12 protein-coding genes and 1 pseudogene are annotated in these 17,215 nt (G+C 62.4%); 6 read left to right on the top strand and 7 right to left on the bottom strand.

Annotated features, from left to right (window positions below):
• Positions 1 to 37: 37 nt before the first annotated feature.
• Positions 38 to 1,279, bottom strand: a complete 1,242-nt coding sequence (locus NKH36_RS11075; RefSeq protein ID WP_352958955.1) for a glycoside hydrolase family 5 protein — start codon at positions 1,277 to 1,279, stop codon at positions 38 to 40.
• 117 nt (positions 1,280 to 1,396) lie between these two features.
• Between NKH36_RS11075 and NKH36_RS11070 the strand changes: the two genes are divergently transcribed.
• The 3 genes from NKH36_RS11070 to NKH36_RS11060 all read left to right on the top strand — a co-directional run bounded on the left by NKH36_RS11070 (position 1,397) and on the right by NKH36_RS11060 (position 5,663).
• Entirely contained in the window at positions 1,397 to 3,304 is a 1,908-nt protein-coding gene (locus NKH36_RS11070; protein ID WP_352958956.1) for a heparinase II/III family protein, read from the top strand.
• A gap of 236 nt (positions 3,305 to 3,540) precedes the next feature.
• A complete protein-coding gene (locus NKH36_RS11065) occupies positions 3,541 to 4,536 on the top strand; it encodes a sterol desaturase family protein (protein ID WP_352958958.1) in 996 nt (331 codons plus the stop codon).
• The gene (locus NKH36_RS11060; RefSeq protein ID WP_352958959.1) at positions 4,533 to 5,663 is read left to right on the top strand and encodes a GNAT family N-acetyltransferase; all 1,131 of its coding nucleotides are present in this window, start codon (positions 4,533 to 4,535) and stop codon (positions 5,661 to 5,663) included. Before NKH36_RS11065 ends, NKH36_RS11060 begins: the two co-directional genes overlap by 4 nt.
• Before the next feature lie 96 nt (positions 5,664 to 5,759).
• On the opposite strand, the gene NKH36_RS11055 is transcribed toward NKH36_RS11060, so the two are convergent.
• The 6 genes from NKH36_RS11055 to coxB form a co-directional block, all read right to left on the bottom strand.
• Entirely contained in the window at positions 5,760 to 7,076 is a 1,317-nt protein-coding gene (locus NKH36_RS11055; protein WP_352959060.1) for a PQQ-dependent sugar dehydrogenase, read from the bottom strand.
• A gap of 108 nt (positions 7,077 to 7,184) precedes the next feature.
• Positions 7,185 to 8,270 (bottom strand): c-type cytochrome, encoded by a 1,086-nt coding sequence (locus NKH36_RS11050; protein ID WP_352958960.1) that lies wholly within the window; start codon positions 8,268 to 8,270, stop codon positions 7,185 to 7,187.
• On the bottom strand, positions 8,270 to 8,893 hold the full coding sequence (locus NKH36_RS11045) for a cytochrome c oxidase assembly protein (RefSeq protein WP_352958962.1): 624 nt from the start codon (positions 8,891 to 8,893) through the stop codon (positions 8,270 to 8,272). Before NKH36_RS11045 ends, NKH36_RS11050 begins: the two co-directional genes overlap by 1 nt.
• Positions 8,890 to 9,270, bottom strand: a complete 381-nt coding sequence (locus tag NKH36_RS11040) for a hypothetical protein (RefSeq protein WP_352958964.1) — start codon at positions 9,268 to 9,270, stop codon at positions 8,890 to 8,892. The genes NKH36_RS11045 and NKH36_RS11040 overlap by 4 nt, the downstream gene beginning before the upstream one ends.
• 7 nt (positions 9,271 to 9,277) lie before the next feature.
• Positions 9,278 to 11,794 (bottom strand): cytochrome c oxidase subunit I, encoded by a 2,517-nt coding sequence (ctaD, locus tag NKH36_RS11035; RefSeq protein WP_352958965.1) that lies wholly within the window; start codon positions 11,792 to 11,794, stop codon positions 9,278 to 9,280.
• Positions 11,791 to 12,786, bottom strand: coding sequence for a cytochrome c oxidase subunit II (gene coxB / locus NKH36_RS11030; protein WP_352958966.1), 996 nt, complete (start codon positions 12,784 to 12,786; stop codon positions 11,791 to 11,793). Before coxB ends, ctaD begins: the two co-directional genes overlap by 4 nt.
• A gap of 192 nt (positions 12,787 to 12,978) precedes the next feature.
• Between coxB and NKH36_RS11025 the strand changes: the two are divergent.
• From NKH36_RS11025 to NKH36_RS11015, 3 genes and pseudogenes are all read left to right on the top strand, one after another.
• Positions 12,979 to 13,416: pseudogene (locus NKH36_RS11025) on the top strand (DUF2267 domain-containing protein); the annotation flags it as partial.
• A gap of 513 nt (positions 13,417 to 13,929) precedes the next feature.
• Positions 13,930 to 15,879 (top strand): PrkA family serine protein kinase, encoded by a 1,950-nt coding sequence (locus tag NKH36_RS11020; RefSeq protein ID WP_352953440.1) that lies wholly within the window; start codon positions 13,930 to 13,932, stop codon positions 15,877 to 15,879.
• A gap of 19 nt (positions 15,880 to 15,898) precedes the next feature.
• Positions 15,899 to 17,209 carry a YeaH/YhbH family protein gene (locus NKH36_RS11015; RefSeq protein WP_352958969.1) on the top strand — a complete coding sequence of 437 codons (1,311 nt, stop codon included), beginning with the start codon at positions 15,899 to 15,901 and terminating at the stop codon, positions 17,207 to 17,209.
• Positions 17,210 to 17,215: the final 6 nt, after the last annotated feature.

Below are 17,215 nucleotides of genomic sequence, written 5' to 3'. Positions count from 1 at the left end.
TGCCGCCCGGCTGCTCATCCGCCAAGAGGCGCAATGGCTATGGCAGGCCCAGTGCCCGCAACATCTCCTGGTCCGGGACCGCAGGCCCTTCGGGCCGGATGACGGTCATTCCATAGGGATTGGAGAATTCCCAGATAGACCATGGTATCGCGAAGCGCTCCGCCTGCTGGCGCACCGCCGTGAGATAGTGCAGGCGGTCAGCGTCGAACGCGCCCATGCGGCCGTCCGCAGACATGAGGATGGCGCCGAATTCACCCATGAAGAGCCGCCGGCTTGGAATGCCGTGCGCCTCGGCCCACTCGACCGCCTGACGGAAGCTTGCCTCGAGTTGGCTCGGGCCCCAATTGTGCTCGAAATATCGGGCGATCGCTTCTCGCGCCGCGACCATGTTCATCATTTGCTCGACCGGGCTCAGGCCGGCGGCGTCCATCTGCGCCTTAAGGGTTTCGGTCACCTTTTCGGGCGTACTGCGGTCGGCCGGCCAGGGCAGGCCCGAGGCGAAGGCGCCTGTCCCGTCGGGCCGCTGGTGCGTGAAACTGTGCGGCTCATACATATGGAAGCTGTAGTAGAGGTTCGGATCGTCAAAGCCCGGGGTGAGATTGACCAGCCCGGCAATGCTGCCGCCGCAGGCGCCTGTTGCGACGATGGTGAGCCCGCTGCTGACTGCGCGAATATCGCGGACCGTGTCTGCCATGATCCGCTGCCAGTCATCGCTGCCGCTCGAATCACAGGGGTAGTATGCCGGCTCGTTGTAAGGCTCGAGGGCTACCTTGTCGGTGCCAACCTTGACCAGCATGGTGGCGACCGCCACAACCATTTCGCGATAGCTGGCAACGCCATCGCTGTCGGCACCGTCATAGATCGTCTCCATGCTGTAGGCCGGAACCTGGGTGACGCCGTGCAGGTCGAAAACCACCTTAAGGCCGACCGACGTGACCAGCTCGACCGCTGCGGCAAGTATGTCCAGCGCCTGCTGCCGTTTGGCGCCTTCGCTGGCAAGCAGAGGCCCCGGGTCGACGCTCAGCCGGACAAAGTCGAAGCCCATCGATCGAATGCGCGCAAACACTTCGCCATCCGGCCAATCGGTGAGCGGCCTATGTCCAGCGCGCCACTCCTCCTCGCTGCGATAGGGCGGCCAACTGTAGGATCCATCGTCCTCTACCGGCGACCAGTTGAGCCATTCATGCACGCCAACGCCGCGCTGGAGCGGGATCGGCGCAGCATTGGCGGCTATCGCCATGCCGAGCACCCACGCTGCAACCCACGCCATCCTTCTCATCGCCACTCTCCGTATCATGGTCGGAGATATTAACCGCAGGATCGGAAAAGGAGGATTGCCGTCGCGCGGCTTTTCGACAGCATGGTATATAAGAATCGAAACCTTGGCGGAGCGCGTATGAGAATCGGCTGGTACATCAACCGGTTGCGCAGCATGGAGCCGGCTGAGGTGTTGCACCGGCTGAGCGAGCAGCGTCGAAGGATCGCTTCGCGCCGCCGCGACGACGGCTGGGAGCGCTATGCTTCGCCTCAGTTGCACCCGGTGCTGCGTGGATTGCGCGATGCTGCGCTGGCGGCGACACCGGAACAACGGCAAGCCATAGCGGCGGCGGCGCAAAACACGCTTGGGGGCCAGTTTTCCGCACTTGGGCGGACATGGCCACGGCGGGACTCCGATCGGCTATTTCCTCCCGAGCTTTGGCGCCTTGATCCGGTGACCGGCAGGCTATGGCCGGGTCCCGAGGCTCATACTTTCGATATCGATTTTCGCCATGGCGGCTGCCGCGGCGATGTAAAATATGTATGGGAGATCAACCGGCTGCAGCAGTTGCCGCCACTGGCCGCCCACCTGCTTCTCGCCGGCGACGGCCAGTCCCGGATGGCCATAGAGGCGGCGATCGACAGCTGGCATTCAGCCAATCCGCCGTTTCGAGGGGTTGGCTGGGCCTCCGGCATCGAAGTAGCGCTGCGAGCCATCAGCCTGATTGTCACCACAGACCTCGTCGGCGACCGATTAGGTGCGGCGACACGGCAGCAAGTGGGCGAAATACTGGCGGCAAGCGCCTATTGGCTGCCGCGGTTCCCTTCTCGATTTTCCTCCGCCAACAACCATCTCGTCGCAGAACTGGCTGGCGAGTATCTGATCGGCCTGGCGTTGGGAGCCGAATCCGACGCTGCACGCGGCGCCCTCCTGGCTGAGGCGCGCAAGCAGATTCTCGCCGATGGCGCCGGTGCCGAGCAGACCCCGACATATGCGGCCTTCACCGCCGAACTCATCTTGCTGTGCGCCGCTGCGGCACGCCAGGCCGGCACGCCGTTTCCTTCGCCCGTCGAAGCGCGTCTGGCCGCATTTGCCGATTTCGTCGGCTGGCTCCCACCAGCCGGCGGCTTTGGCGACAACGATGAAGGTCGCGTGCTGACGCTCGGGGACGAACCGGACTATGTCCGATCCGTCGCCGCCGCCATCCATGGCTTTCTACGGATGCCGGGCAACGCGGCGGCGCCAGACGATTTTCGGGCGCTTTTCTTTGGCAAGCCGTCGGAACCGGCACCGGCGTCGTATGGGCTGCAAACGTTCACGCAAGGCGGGCTCTCCGTCTGGCGCGGCGAGATGAACGGCCGCAGCATCGATCTGACGTTCGACCACGGCCCGCTCGGCTATCTCTCGATAGCGGCTCACGGCCATGCCGACGCGCTGTCGCTCACCTTGTGCATCGATGGCGAGCCGGTGCTGGTCGACCCCGGCACATGGCTCTACGGTTCGGGGGGCGTCTGGCGCGACTGGTTCCGCTCAACACCGGCGCATAACACGCTGAATATCGAGGGCAAAAGCCAAAGCATCATCGCCGGGATGTTCAACTGGTCGCACAAGGCGGCTGCCGCATTGGTGGAGAGCGAGCCGGGAACGCACTGGAAGCTGTGCGCCCGGCATGACGGGTATAGAAGCCGCTTCGGTGTCGTGCATCAGCGCACCGTGATGCACCAGGCCGACGGGATCGTGGTGACCGACCAACTGCTCGGCGGCAGGCGCGTGGCCGAGGTCGTCTTTCAACTCGCAGCCGGCCTCGGCACCAACCGGGACGGAAGCACGATCATGGTGCTGCGCGGCGATGAGCCGCTGATGGTCATTCGCTTTCCGGACGCTGCGGTCGACATCCGCGCCGGCGGCGACGCACCGGGGCAGGGCGGCTGGGTTTCACCGCGTTTTGGCGCCAGGCAGCCGGCCGAACGCATCGCGTGGCGTGGCGAAGTGGGCGAGGACGGAATTGAGATCCACCTCGCGGCAATCCCCCCACCGCAAAGGTAGCACCGGCGCTGCAGCAGAGCGGCCACCCGGTGTTCTGGGCGTATTCGAGATTAATTACGCTCCGACATTTAGCGTTTTGTTACGGTTGATCTGCTAGTCTGACGCAAATCCGGCATGCTTTGCTCGTTGCAGCCGCAATAGCCACCTGGTTGCCGGCAACATGCAGTGGGTTTGGCAAGTTTTTTGCTTCGCAATTCGCCGGATAGCCATCTTACGGCCCAGGAGCCACTGCACCGATGTTTTCTGAATTCGCCAGAGTGATTGTGGAAAAGCTTTCGAACCTCAATCTGCTGACGCTTGGCCTGCTTTTTTTCACGGCACTGGGGAGCGCGGTTGTCGCTTACTGGCGAACTGTCGAGCATAAATCCCTCAGGGACTTTTTCGATTTCGCTTTCCCGGCGGAAGTCATCCTGCACCCGTCGGCGCGAGCGGATGTCCTATTTTGGGTCACCAAACGGGCGATAATGCCCTTCCTGCTCATCCCTGCCGGCGTCACCTTCGTTGCCGCCGTCGGCTATGGGACGCACCAGGCAATCGGCTGGCTCCTTGATATCCAGGCGCCGCTCATCGACGGCCCGGCCGGACCGGTGACGATCGTCATATTCACCGCAACCATGCTGATCGCCTACGACATTTCGTATTATCTCTACCATGTCGCCCAGCACCACTTCCCGTTCCTATGGGAATTGCACAAAGTGCATCATTCGGCCGAGGTGATGGTGGGAATCACAAAGGATCGGGTTCATCCGCTGGACGATCTGATGAACCGTATCTGGGATGGCGTCATCCCGGGGATCTGCTTCGGCATCTGGAGCCTGATCGCGCTGGATCCTGTAGAGATCGCTATCTTCGGCATCAACGTCTACGTCATCCGCAACATCCTGATGATGGACTTTGTTCGCCATACCCATTTCAAGATTTCCTTCGGCCCGCTGAACAGCATCATCTTGTGTCCGCACTGGCACCAGGTGCACCACAGCATCGACCCTCGCCACTATGACAAGAATTTTGGCCTGCTGTTTTCGTTCTGGGATCGCCTGTTCGGGACGCAGTTTGTTCCGGATCCGGATGAAGACCTCAAATTTGGCCTGATCGATCGCGATGTGCGCGACTATCAGTCGCTCTTTGGGCTTTACATCCTGCCGCTCAAGAAGATGGCAGGGCATGTTATCAGGCTGTTCCAGAGGCGTCCCGATGTCATCGCACAGCCACAGGATCATTCCCCTTCATGAACACCATTGTTTCGATTGACGCTTCGAGCGCAGAGCGCCTGGAAGTTGTCCGTTCGGCGGATCGCCTGGCTGCGATCGAAGCCGATTGGATGCATCTTTGGCATCGCACCGATGGGCTGATCTTTCAGAGTCATTCCTGGATTTCGGCATGGTGGAGTACCGTAGCGGACCGTGACCAGCGCGCGCTGCGGATCGGCCTCGTCTGGAATGGTGACAGGCTCGTTGCTGTCGTTCCCATGGCGATTGGCAAGCGCAAAGGCCTGCGGTTTCTTGAATGGGCGGCCGGCAGCTATACCGACTATGGGGATATACTCGTTGCTCCGGAATGCTCGTTATCGGCGCTGCAGGACGTATGGGCCCAGATCTGTGGCGCCGGTGGCTTCGATATTGCCTTTCTCAATCATCTCCTGCCGGGTGCGGCGGTTCGCAGAATTTTCACTCCGGATACCTCCGGCGGGATCAGGCTTCGCCCCAATCACAGAGAGGAAGTCAGCTATCGCGTCGCCGGACGGTGGGCGAGCGGAGCCGCGTGGTTCGCGGAGCAGTCGAAAAAAACACGGCAGAACTATCGGCGCGGCGTCAAGACGCTGGAAGAAGCCGGGGAACTGAAATTTCGCCTGCTTGCGCCAGACGAGCCACTGCAGCCGGTACTGGACCGGCTCTCTGCCCTGAAGCGCAGATGGCTGGTGGAGCGCCAGCGTGAATCCCAACTTTTCGAAGAGGGAGCGCCAGTACTCGCCGCACTCGTCGAGGCGCTGGCGCGCGCCGGCGTGCTGCACATTTTCGTACTTGAATGCGACGGCGCGATGGTCGCAGTCTCCATCAACTTCGTCCAGCACCGCACCATGATGGCCTTCGTGACCACTTTCGATCCGGATTTCAGCCAAGCGTCGCCCGGCATGATCCTGATGATGGACTACATACAGTGGTCGATCGATCACGGCTTGGGCACCGTCGATTTCCTGTGCGGCGCAGAGTCGTTCAAGCACAAATTCGCAACGCAGGGCGTTGTCCTGCAATCCGTTCTTGGGACGCGCACGGCGCAAGGCTCGCTCGCTTCTCTTGCCGATCGTATGCGTCAGAGGGTCCGGCATGTACGCGGGCGCGGACTGGTGCCGACAGCTTGATTTCGGCTTGATCGGGGCCGGAACACCCGTGTCCACAGGCGATGGCAAGCGGTATCCTATCGCTTCGCTCGTCGGGTCGCCGGCGGCACGAACGGCTCAAAGTGCCGATTGCGTCTGAGATGGAACGACCCGCCAGACCTTGTTGCCGACATCATCCGCCACCAGCAGGGCGCCGCGCCGGTCTATCGCCACTCCCACAGGACGGCCAAAGGCCTTGTCGTCCTCACTCAGGAAACCGGTGAGGATGTCCTGAGGCGGGCCTGATGGCTTGCCGCCGGTAAACGGCACGAAAATCACCTTGTAGCCGCTGCGCGGCTTGCGGTTCCACGAGCCATGCTGGCCGACGAACGCGCCATTCCTGTATTGAGGACCGAACAGGTCGCCCGTGTTGAAGGTCAGTCCCAATGAAGCCGTGTGCGCTCCGAGCGCATAGTCCGGCTTGATCGCCTGGGCGACGAGGTCGGGCCGCTGCGGCTTGACGCGATCGTCGACATTCTGGCCGTAATAGCTGTAAGGCCAGCCATAGAAGCCGCCATCCTTCACCGAAGTCATGTAGTCCGGCACGAGGTCGCTGCCGATCTCGTCGCGCTCGTTGACGGCGACCCAGAGTTCGCCGCTTTCCGGATTCCAGGACAGGCCGTTCGGATTGCGCAGCCCGGAGGCGAAGAGACGCGTCTCTTTCGAGGCGAGATCCATCTCCAGCACTGCGGCGCGATTCTCCTCTTCCTCTAAGCCGTTCTCGCCGACGTTGGAATTGGATCCGACCGTCGCATAGAGCTTCGTGCCGTCCTGCGAGGCGGTCATGTCCTTGGTCCAGTGGTGGTTCCTCCCCGCCGGCAGGTCGACGATCTTCTCCGCCGGTGCGGTGATCTCGGTCGCGCCCTCCTGGTAGGGAAAGGCCACAATTGCATGGGCGTTGGCGACGTAGAGCTTGCCGTTAAGCAGCGTCATGCCGAATGGCGAGAACAGCCCGGTGAGGAAGGCCGTTTTGGTTTCCGCCACTCCGTCGCCATCCTGATCGCGCAGCAACGAGATGCGATTGGCGCTAGATGTTTGCGCGCCAGCCTGGCTCTGGAAGAGGTCTATAAAGAAGCGGCGTATGCTGCGTATGCTCTCTATGAAGAAACTGCGTATGCTGCGTATTCTGAAGCCCTCGTCCGGCTTGGGCGGCGCATTGCTCTCGGCCACCAGCACGTCGCCATTTGGCAGCACGTATAACCAGCGCGGATGGTCGAGCCCGCCGGCAAACTCGTTGACTGCAAATCCCTGGGCCGCCGTCGGCTTCGTGCCCTGCGGCCATGGCGCGGCCTTGGCGACATGGACGGTTGGCAGCCAAGTCGGATTGGGCTCCGGCAGGGTCGGGTTGGGGCCATAGGTCTCCGCGATCGGAACGGTCGCCTCTTCGCGCGACAGGAAGAAGACCGCTCCGCCGGCGCCGACGAAAAGAATGATCAGCACGAGAAGGGCGGCAAGCAACTTTTTCACCAGAACCTCGAAAATGTCGAAAGAATGCAAACGCACTTATCGCGTTCCGGTTGCGGACGGAGCGGCCGATAGGGAGAAATAGGCCGCAAGGGAGCGGACGTCGTCGTCCGTCAGACCTTTCGCGGCATTGGCCATGAGATGGCCGAAGCGCGTTCCACCACGCTTTCCCGCCCTGAACAATCCAAGCTGCGCCTCGATGTAGCGCGCCGGCTGACCGGCGATGGAGGGATAAAGCGGGCTGCGATCCTGTCTTCCGTGACAGCCGAGACAGGCGGGCACGCCGGCGTCCTTGACGCCTCTCTCGGCGATTTCCTTGCCGCGCCGGACAAGCGCGGGATCGCCCCCGCCGCCGGGGCGTATCGTCGGCAGGGCAGCGAAATGCTTGGCCAGGTCCGGCCAGGACTGAGGCCCTGCCGCAATGGCGGGCAGGCTCATCAAGCCGCTTGCCCGGCCTTCCTCGGCATAGGCACGCAGGCTTTCAAGGAGATAGGCCTCGCTCTGCCCGGCGAGAACGGGTATCGCGGGGCCGCGCCCGAGACCGTCCGCGCCGTGGCAGCGGGCGCAATCCGCGAGCGCTTGCGGCAGGGTTCCGGCAGCGCCTGCAGGAGGCGCAAGCCTTTCTCCATGGGCGAGGTCACGATAGGTGGCGTCGTCCATCGACGGCAGTTCGCGCAGGAAGGCGACCATCGCCCAGACTTCGTCGTCGCGTTCCTGAGTCGGCCAGGCCGGCATGCCGGTGAAGCGCACACCGTGCTTGACGATGCGGAAAAGTTCCGCGTCGGACCATTCGCCGACGGTCCGGGCAAGGTCCGGCGGCTGCGGCAGCATCCTCGTGACGACAGGAGACCGCGGCTCGCCCGGCGCACCGTGACAGATGGCGCAGCCGCGCGCGAAATGCCCGGCGGCCGGCTCGATCGCATGACGCGGCAGAGCTTCTGGAACGTCGACCGCCAGCGCATAGGTGCGCACAGCCGATCGCATGGCGAAATGGAGAAACCATTCCGTGATCTTCCAGTGGCCGCTCGAGGCACCGACATTGAAAAAGCCGATCCAGGCCGCCAGCACCACGACGAAGGGCAGAATGGCAAGCGCGATGGCGAGCTTCTTCCAGCTGATATGCATCAGACCGTCTTCCGCGGCGGTGTGACGAGTATGCGCGCGAAGAGCGTCACGCCGCCGGCCAGGTAGACCGCCGCGCCAACCAGAAGCATGATTACGCCGCCAAGCTCCTGATCCTGCTGCGCGGAAAGCGCGACGCCGAAGCAGGTTATCTCGCCCGCCCCGTAAAGCGGCCTCGGAGTCAGCGCCAGCAGCGCGCCAAGCAAGGTCATATGGATGGACGTCAGAAGCAGGGCGAAAGCGCCGGCGGCATGGCGTGTGGCGTCGGAGCCGTGGCGCGGCAGGCAGGCCAGCCACAAGAACAGCCCGGCGGCGAGGAACGTGGCCTGCTCGACGGCGGTGGCAAACAGCGAACTTTGCGCCAGAGCCCGCAAGGCCGGCGCGTGCCAGGACCAGACGACGATGAGTTCGACGAGTGAGGCGGGGAGGGCGAGGGTGAACGCCCGGCTTGCATCTGGTGTCGGGCGGAGCTGGATCCCAATCGCTATCAGCGGCGCGGCGATTGCCACCACTCCCATATGCGCGAGCATGTGCGCCGAAAACGAATCCCGCCAGGCATCGAGCAGTGGTCCAAGCCAGACCAGGGCGAGGACGAGTAGACCGAGGATGAGGCAGGCGCGTTTCACCGGATACACTCCGTCAGGAACAATGCGGGCATCGCGGTGAAGATCACGGCGATGAAGCTGAGACCCGAGAGCAGCAGCGTCGCAAAGCCCTGGAACAGGGTCCGGTCGCGCCTCGTCGGATTGTCATGCGGCGGATCGTCGGTGCCGAAGCCCCATTGCCGCCAGGCGAGCCATGCGGACAGCGCGATGAGTGAGAGGGCGATCACAGTGGCGGCGGCGATGCCCGCGCGCACAGCGCTGAAACTCAGCCCGACAAGCTCGGGCTTAGCGCAGTAGACCGCCGCACCTATGTAGCAAACGAGGAAATGTGCAACCCACACCACGGGCGCGGTAAACAGCGTCCAGAGCGTTTCGATCTCTGTTGGGATGAGCCGCATAGCCGCCTCACATCGCTGCCGGAAAGAGGCCAATGGTGGCGAAGGTGATGACGGCGGTGACCAGCAGGAAATGCCAGTAGAGCACCACGTTGCTTAGATCCATGTCATGCTTCGGCGTCAGTCGGCCGGCCAGCGAGCGGGCCAGGCAATAGGTCTGCATGACCGTGCCGAGCGCGGCATGGGCGAGCACCCAGATCACGAGGGTCCACACGATTGCGGGATAGACGTGGCGCGTCGGGTCCATGCCGGGAGACGACGGCGCGGCCAAGCCTGCGGCGGACGCGGCAACGGTCGTCAGCAGCGACAGCACCAGCAAGCCGCGCATAATGGCCGTCGCGCCGCGCCTGTTGACCGTGCGGGCCGCCACCATCAGGCCCCACGCTGCAGCGAACAGGGTGGCAGCCACCAGCGACCAGATCGCATCAGGCCCGGCAATCCCCGCGGTGAAGTCGGCATGGATCGTCCAGTAAAAGAAATAGCCGAAGACGAGGCTGGCAAAGGCCGTGCCGTCGCCCACCATGGTGATGAACATCGCCCACCAGCCGACCGAATCGGGGCCGGAGGCATAAAGCGGCAGGCTGAGGCCGAGACCGACATCCTTTTCCGGCTTCTCGGGGATTTCGCCAGTGCCCGTCCAGAGCCAGTAGACGACGGCGCAAAAGCAGATGATTGCGGCCAGCGCCGTCGCGATCCACCAGTGGAAGGTAAGCGCGATGAAAGCGCCCCCGAGCGAAAGGGCCGAGACGATGGTGACATGGGAAGTGCCGCCAACGCGCAGCACGTGGATGGGTTCGGCGTCGAGCACGGAGGTGACCAGTCCCTCGCGCCATCCCTCTTCGGCGTCCGGCAGGTAGTAGCGGCCTTCATTGACCTTGCGCGCAAGGTCCTTCTGGTCCCAGAGCGGATAGCGGCTGCGCACGATGGGTATCGAGCGGACGCCCCAGTTCTCCTCCGGCTCGGAGATCCATTCCAGCGTGCCGGCATTCCATGGGTTGAATTCGCCGCGCGGCTCCCTGTGCTTCGGCCTGAGCACGTCGAAGACGACCACCAGCACGCCGGCGGCGAAGATGAAGGCTCCGGCCGTCGAGATCAGGTTCAGCCAGTTCCAGCCGATTTCGGCCGGATAGGTGAAGACGCGCCGGGGCATGCCGCGCAGCCCGCTCAGATGCATGGGGAAGAAGGCGATGTTGAAGCCGCAGAACATCAGCCAGAAGGCGAGCCCCCCGAGACGGTCGGAGAGCTTCTTCGCGTCGATCAGCGGGTAATAGTAGTAGAGCCCGGCCACGACCGGGAAAAGCATGCCGCCGATCAGCACATAATGGAGGTGCGCGACGACAAAATACGTGTCGTGCGCCTGCCAGTCGAAAGGCGCCAGCGCCACCATGACGCCCGTCAGCCCGCCGATGACGAAGATGGCCAGCCCTCCGGCGCCGAACAGCATCGGGGTCGAGAGGATCACTCGGCCGGCGAGCATGGTGGCGATGAAGACAAAGATCTGCACGCCCGTCGGGATCGCCACTGCCTCGGAGGCCGCCGAGAAGAAGGCCAGCGAGATCTGCGGCAGGCCTGTCGCAAACATATGGTGCACCCAGAGGCCGAAGGAGAGGAACCCCGTCCCCACTGCCGCCAGCACTATCCAGGAATAACCAACGATCGGACGCTGCGAAAAAGTCGGCACGATCATCGCCATCAGCGCGATGGCCGGCAGGAAGATAATGTAGACTTCCGGATGGCCGAATATCCAGAACAGATGCTGCCAAAGCAGCGGGTCGCCGCCGCGCGCTACGTCGAAGAACGGCCAATCGAACATCCGTTCCATCTCGAACAGGAGGTCGCCGGCGATCAGAGGCGGGAAGGCGAACAGGATCATTCCGGCAACGATCAGCAGGTACCAGGCGAAGAGCGGCATCAGGTTGATGCGCATGCCCGGCGCTCGGCATTTCATGATGCCGACGATGAGTTCGACGGCGGCCGCGATCGAGGCGACTTCGATGAAGGAAAGGCCGAGCAGCCAGATATCGGCGCCAATGCCGGAGAACTCCTTGTCGGTGGCGAGCGGCGGATACATGAACCAGCCTGCCGACGGCGCCGCATTGAAGAAGATCGAGCCGCAGACGAAGATGCCGCCGAGGAAAAAGCTCCAAAAACTGAACGCTCCGAGGCGCGGAAACGGCATCTCGCGCGCGCCCAGCATCGCCGGCAGTAGGAAGATCGCGACCGCCTCGAAGATCGGCACCGCGAACAGGAACATCATCACCGTACCGTGCAGGGTGAAAGCCTGGTTGAAGAAGTCGGCCGACACAAAATCGTTGTCGGGCACGGCGAGCTGCAGCCGCATCAGCAGCGCGAGCGCGCCGGCGAACAGCATGAAGGCGAAAGCCGCCGAGCCGTACCAGAGGCCGATCTGGAAATTATTCACCGAGGTCCAGTAGCGCCAGCCGGCCGGATTGGCCCAGACGGCGCGCAGCCGCTCTTCCTGCGCCCTGTATTCCTCCCGCGAACCCTCCTTCATCGCAGCGCTCATTGCAGGCCTTTCAGCCAGGCGGCTATGGCGCGAATGTCGTCCGGCGGCAACATGTCGAAGGCCGGCATCCTGGAACCGGGCTTGATCAGTTCGGGCCGGGCGATGAAACGGGCGACGGCGTCTTCGGTGTTGGGCAGGATGCCGGCTCCGACGGTGACGCGGGAACCGAGATGCGAAAGATCCGGGCCGATCAGGCCGCGCGCATCGGTGCCCGCGACGAAATGGCAGGACCCGCAGCCATGGCGCAGGAACAGCGCGCCGCCGCTCGCGCCGGCCCCTTCCGCGGGAATTGCCTGGGCGGCGAGCCAGGACCGGAATGCTTCGGGCTCTATCGCCACGGCCGAGAACGCCATCAGCGCGTGAGACGTGCCGCAATATTCCGCACAGGGCCCGCGGAAGATGCCGGCTTTCGTGGCCATGAGCGAAAGCCTGTTGGTGCGACCGGGGATCATGTCCATCTTGCCGCCGAGCGGAGGGATCCAGAAGGAATGGATCACATCGGCGCTTTTCAGGGTCAATTCGACCCGCTCGCCGACCGGCAGCCTGACCTCGTTGGCGGACGCGACCGGCGGCCCCTGAGCTGGGCGGTAGACAACTTCCCACCAGAACTGCCTGCCGGTGACTTCGATCCGCAGGCCGGCGGCGCTCGCCTGGGCGAAGGGCCGAAGGCCAGGCATCAGCCACAGTGCATAGGCGAGCAGGGCACTAAGCGTGACCGACGGGAAGACTACGCCGCCCCAAAAGATGATCCTGCTGGCAGACTTCTCGGCCAGCCTGCGGCGATTGAACAGGGCTGAATGAAGAAGCAGGCCCACCACGCCCAGCCAGATGAGGGCGCCGCCGCTTAGCATTACCCAAAACAGTATGGCTATCTGCTGCGCTTCCGCTCCCGCGGGCTCAAGTACCGACTGAGTGCTGGCTACCGACTGGGCGCCGGCAGAGCCGCTCGCGAGCAATAATGACGCAGCGGACAGGCTGAAATATTGACCCATTTCCAACCCCTCCGCCGTAAACCGGCGAGAGGGGCGGAAGGTTCCGGGCAACTGAGCTTTCGAACTAGCTGCATTCGCCGCTGCCCGATGGCAATTTTTCAACGCGTGACGAAACAATTGCCCTCGATTCCCGCCCGTCAGGGCGAGTGTTGGGGGCGAACGTTGGGATCGCCCATGCCAAAGGAATCGACGATGAGCGCAACCGGCTTGGAAGTTTTTGACAAAACCCCGCAGACGACAAACACCTGGCTGGACGAAATCATGGCCGATCACGGGCCCGATAGGCGCGTTGCCTGGCATATGCTGGGAGCTGTTTTACGCACCTTGCGGGATTGGCTGCAGATCGAACTGGCTGCCAATTTGGGAGCGGGACTGCCGCTTCTCGTGCGCGGAGCCTACTATGATCGGTATCGGCCGCGTGATCTGCCGACCAGCAGCCGTTCGTTGGAGGATTTCCTGCAGCGCGTGGCCGAGGAAATGAAATCCACTCGACCCGTGAATCCCGAGGATGCGACGAGAACCGTGTTCAAAGTTCTCGCCAGACATGTCGACCTCGGCCGGTCGGCCAAGGTGCGAGACGCGTTGCCGAAGCAGATCCAGGCGCTTTGGAGTCTAGCAGCAGCAAGTCGGGGCGTCGATACGGTGCTCAGTTACCTCCGCCCGCCCGGTCCTTTTCCTCGCGATACAGTCGCTCAGTGGCCCGATCGCTTTCTCTGCGCTCTGAGGGCCCACGACGGCGCCACGTGAGGAGTGCGTAAGTGATCAGGATTGCCAGCAGTAGCGGGCCGCCAGCAACGACGATCAACCACATACTGTTCTCGAACATGGAACATCCTTTCCCTCGCTGCCGAGAGGAGCGAAACCGTTGCTCCCTTCCGGTCCAGGGGTGGACAGCGCGGTGTATATCTCAGCTTGTTCGCGACGGGCTGTTGCACTCGGCACGCGCTGATGGAAGAATGGAGATCCCTCGGAAACGTTCCATTGTGCGAGCCATTCGCTTGCTGGCTTTCAGGCGTTCACTATATCTGTCTCGACCCCTAACATCCGGTCGCAGACGCACTACGTGATGATAGGGAACCACAAAGGCTTTCCGATAGTTGAATGAAGGGCGACAGCAACCAGACCGGCCGGGGCGAGGATACCATGCGCGAGAACCAGTCCGACGTCTTCGATCTGTTTTCGGAGATTTACACGAATGCGGCGCAGGAGGAGATAAGCATCCAGCAATATCTCCTTGCCTGCCGCGAGGATAAATCGATGTATGCCTCGGCGCCCGAACGGATGGTCGAGGCGATTGGCGAGCCTACCTTGATCGACACCAGCATGGATGAGCGGCTCGGCCGCATTTTCGCGAACAGGACAATCAAGATCTATCCCACCTTCTCCGAGTTTTATGGCATGGAGGACACGATCGAGCGCATAGCCGGCTATTTCCGCTATGCCTCTCAAGGGCTCGAGGAACGCAAACAGATCCTCTACCTGCTTGGCCCTGTCGGCGGCGGTAAGTCCTCGCTCGCCGAACGGCTGAAGAAGCTGATGGAGCAGCGTCCGATCTATACGTTGAAGGTGGGCGGCCAGATCAGCCCGGTTTTCGAATCGCCGCTCGGGCTTTTCAATCCTGACCGGATGGGCGACCTTTTGGAGGACAAATACGGCATCGCGCGGCGCCGGCTGAACGGCCTGATCTCGCCGTGGGCGGCCAAGCGCCTCGATGAACTGTCCGGCGACATCTCCAAGTTCAGCGTCGTGAAGCTGATGCCTTCGCGGCTGCGCCAGATCGGCATCGCCAAGACCGAGCCGGGCGATGAGAACAACCAGGACGTTTCGGCCCTGGTCGGCAAGGTCGACATACGACAACTCGAGAATTTCAGCCAATCCGATCCGGACGCCTATTCCTACAGCGGCGGCCTGAACCGGACCACGCAAGGGTTGCTGGAGTTCGTCGAGATGTTCAAGGCGCCGATCAAGGTCCTCCATCCGTTGCTGACCGCTACCCAGGAAGGCAGCTACAACGGTACGGAGAACTTCGGATCTTTCCCTTATCAGGGCATCGTCGTAGCCCATTCCAACGAGTCGGAATGGCTGCAGTTCAAGAACAACAAGAACAACGAGGCGTTCCTCGACCGCATCCTGGTGGTCAAGGTGCCGTATTGCCTGCAGGTCACCGAAGAAAGGCAGATCTACGAAAAGCTGCTGCGCGAAAGCGAGTTGGCTTCCAGTCCCTGTGCACCGGAGGTGCTGGACATTCTCAGCCGGTTCACCGTCTCGACCCGTCTGGCCGAGCACGACAATTCGCCGCTTTACACGAAGATGCGCGTTTATGACGGCGAGAACCTCAAGGACATAGATCCCAAGGCGAAGTCGGTTCAGGAATACCGCGATGCCGCCGGTGTCGACGAGGGCATGACCGGCGTCAGCACGCGCTTTGCTTTCAAGATCCTGTCGCAGACATTCAACTACGACACCAAGGAAGTGGCCGCCGATCCTGTGCATCTGATGTACATTCTGGAGGAGGCTATCAAGCGCGAGCAGTTCCCGAAGGAAACGGAGGCCGCCTATCTCGACTTCATAAAGTCGGAACTGGCCACGCGTTATGCCGAGTTCATCGGCCATGAGATTCAGAAGGCCTATCTGGAATCCTACAGCGAATACGGCCAGAACCTGTTCGACCGCTACATCGCCTACGCCGATGCCTGGATCGAGGATCAGGACTACAAAGACCCCGATACCGGCCAGATCCTCAATCGCGAGGTGCTGGACAACGAACTGTCGCAAGTCGAAAAGCCGGCCGGCATTGCCAATCCCAAGGACTTCCGCAATGAGGTCGTGAAGTTCACGTTGCGCGCCCGGGCAAGGAACAATGGCCGCAACCCCTCATGGACAAGCTATGAAAAGCTGCGCGAAGTCATCGAGAAGCGGATGTTCGGCCAAGTCGAGGATCTGCTCCCGGTGATCAGCTTCGGCTCCAAGCAGGACAGCGTAACGGAGAAACGGCATACCGAGTTCGTGCATCGGATGGTCGGACGCGGTTACACCGAACGTCAGGTCCGCCGGCTGGTGGACTGGTACATGCGGGTGAACAAGGCGGGCTGAGTCCGGCCGGGATGGTTCCATGCCGATCTTTGTCGATCGCCGACTGAACCCGAAGGACAAGAGCCTCGGCAACCGCCAGCGCTTCCTGAAGCGTGCGCGCGAAGAGCTGAAGCGAAGCATCCGGGATCGGATCCGTACCGGCAAGATCGCTGATGTCGACAGCGAGCACGCTGTCTCGATGCCGGCGAGGGGCACAGCCGAGCCGAGCTTCAGCGATGCGAAGGACAGCGGCAGGCGGCAGCACATCCTGCCGGGCAACAAGCATTTCGCCCCAGGCGACCGGGTTCCCAAGCCCGGCCAGGGCGGCGGCGGCTCGTCTCCAGGGAAAACAGTCTCGGAAGATGATTTTCGTTTCGTGCTCTCGCGCGAGGAGGTGCTCGACCTCTTTTTCGAGGATCTCGAACTTCCCGACCTGGTCAAGCTCAACCTCAAGGAGATACTTGCCTTCAAGCCGCGCCGCGCCGGGTTCGCCGCGACCGGTGCCCCGACCAACATCAATGTCGGGCGCACGATGCGAAACAGCCATGGTCGCCGGATTGCGCTCAGGCGCCCCAAGCAGGAGGAGCTTGATGCGATTGCGGAGCAACTCGCAATCCTGGAGGCAGAGCCCCAGAGCGCGGCGCCGGTACGCCAGCGCATCGCAGCGTTGCGGCAAGAGCTTGAGCGACTTGAGCGCCGCCGCAAGCGGATCGCCTATGTCGATCCCGTCGACATCCGCTTCAACCGTTTCGACGCCCAGCCCGTGCCGAATGCTAACGCCGTCATGTTCTGTCTCATGGACGTATCCGGCTCGATGGGCGAACGCGAGAAGGATCTGGCCAAGCGCTTCTTTGTGCTGCTGCACCTCTTCCTGAAACGGCGCTACGACCGCACCGAAATCGTCTTCATCCGCCATACGCACGAGGCGCAGGAGGTGGACGAGGAAACCTTCTTCTACAATACGCAAAGCGGCGGTACGGTCGTTTCCACGGCACTAGAGGAGATGCGCCGCATCATCGAGCAACGCTATCCCAGCAACGAGTGGAACATCTATGCCGCCCAGGCATCGGACGGCGACAATTTCGTCACCGATTCCGAGCGCTGCATCGGCCTGATGGACGGCCAGATCATGCGCCTGTGCCAGTATTTCGCCTATGTCGAGATCATCGACGAACGTGAGAGCCATATTTTCGGCAGCACCGACAATGGAACCTCGCTCTGGCGCGCCTACAGCGCTGTCAACCAGAGATGGCCGAATTTCCAGATGAGCCGTATCGCCAACGCAGCCGACATCTATCCGGTCTTTCGCCAGCTCTTCGCCAGGCAGCCGGTCTTCCAGAAAAGCGCTTGAGGGGAG

This window comes from Mesorhizobium sp. M1312, assembly GCF_040318115.1.
Classification (GTDB): Bacteria; Pseudomonadota; Alphaproteobacteria; order Rhizobiales; family Rhizobiaceae; genus Mesorhizobium.
Note: the sequence above shows the minus strand (reverse complement) of the source record. Positions and strands in the feature narration are given on the sequence as shown.

Coding starts and splice junctions, on each gene's coding strand:
- NKH36_RS11075 (WP_352958955.1), bottom strand. CDS start 1,279: ATGAGAAGGATGGCGTGGGTTGCAGCGTGGGTGCTCGGCATGGCGATA.
- NKH36_RS11070 (WP_352958956.1), top strand. CDS start 1,397: ATGAGAATCGGCTGGTACATCAACCGGTTGCGCAGCATGGAGCCGGCT.
- NKH36_RS11065 (WP_352958958.1), top strand. CDS start 3,541: ATGTTTTCTGAATTCGCCAGAGTGATTGTGGAAAAGCTTTCGAACCTC.
- NKH36_RS11060 (WP_352958959.1), top strand. CDS start 4,533: ATGAACACCATTGTTTCGATTGACGCTTCGAGCGCAGAGCGCCTGGAA.
- NKH36_RS11050 (WP_352958960.1), bottom strand. CDS start 8,270: ATGCATATCAGCTGGAAGAAGCTCGCCATCGCGCTTGCCATTCTGCCC.
- NKH36_RS11040 (WP_352958964.1), bottom strand. CDS start 9,270: ATGCGGCTCATCCCAACAGAGATCGAAACGCTCTGGACGCTGTTTACC.
- ctaD (WP_352958965.1), bottom strand. CDS start 11,794: ATGAGCGCTGCGATGAAGGAGGGTTCGCGGGAGGAATACAGGGCGCAG.
- coxB (WP_352958966.1), bottom strand. CDS start 12,786: ATGGGTCAATATTTCAGCCTGTCCGCTGCGTCATTATTGCTCGCGAGC.
- NKH36_RS11020 (WP_352953440.1), top strand. CDS start 13,930: ATGCGCGAGAACCAGTCCGACGTCTTCGATCTGTTTTCGGAGATTTAC.
- NKH36_RS11015 (WP_352958969.1), top strand. CDS start 15,899: ATGCCGATCTTTGTCGATCGCCGACTGAACCCGAAGGACAAGAGCCTC.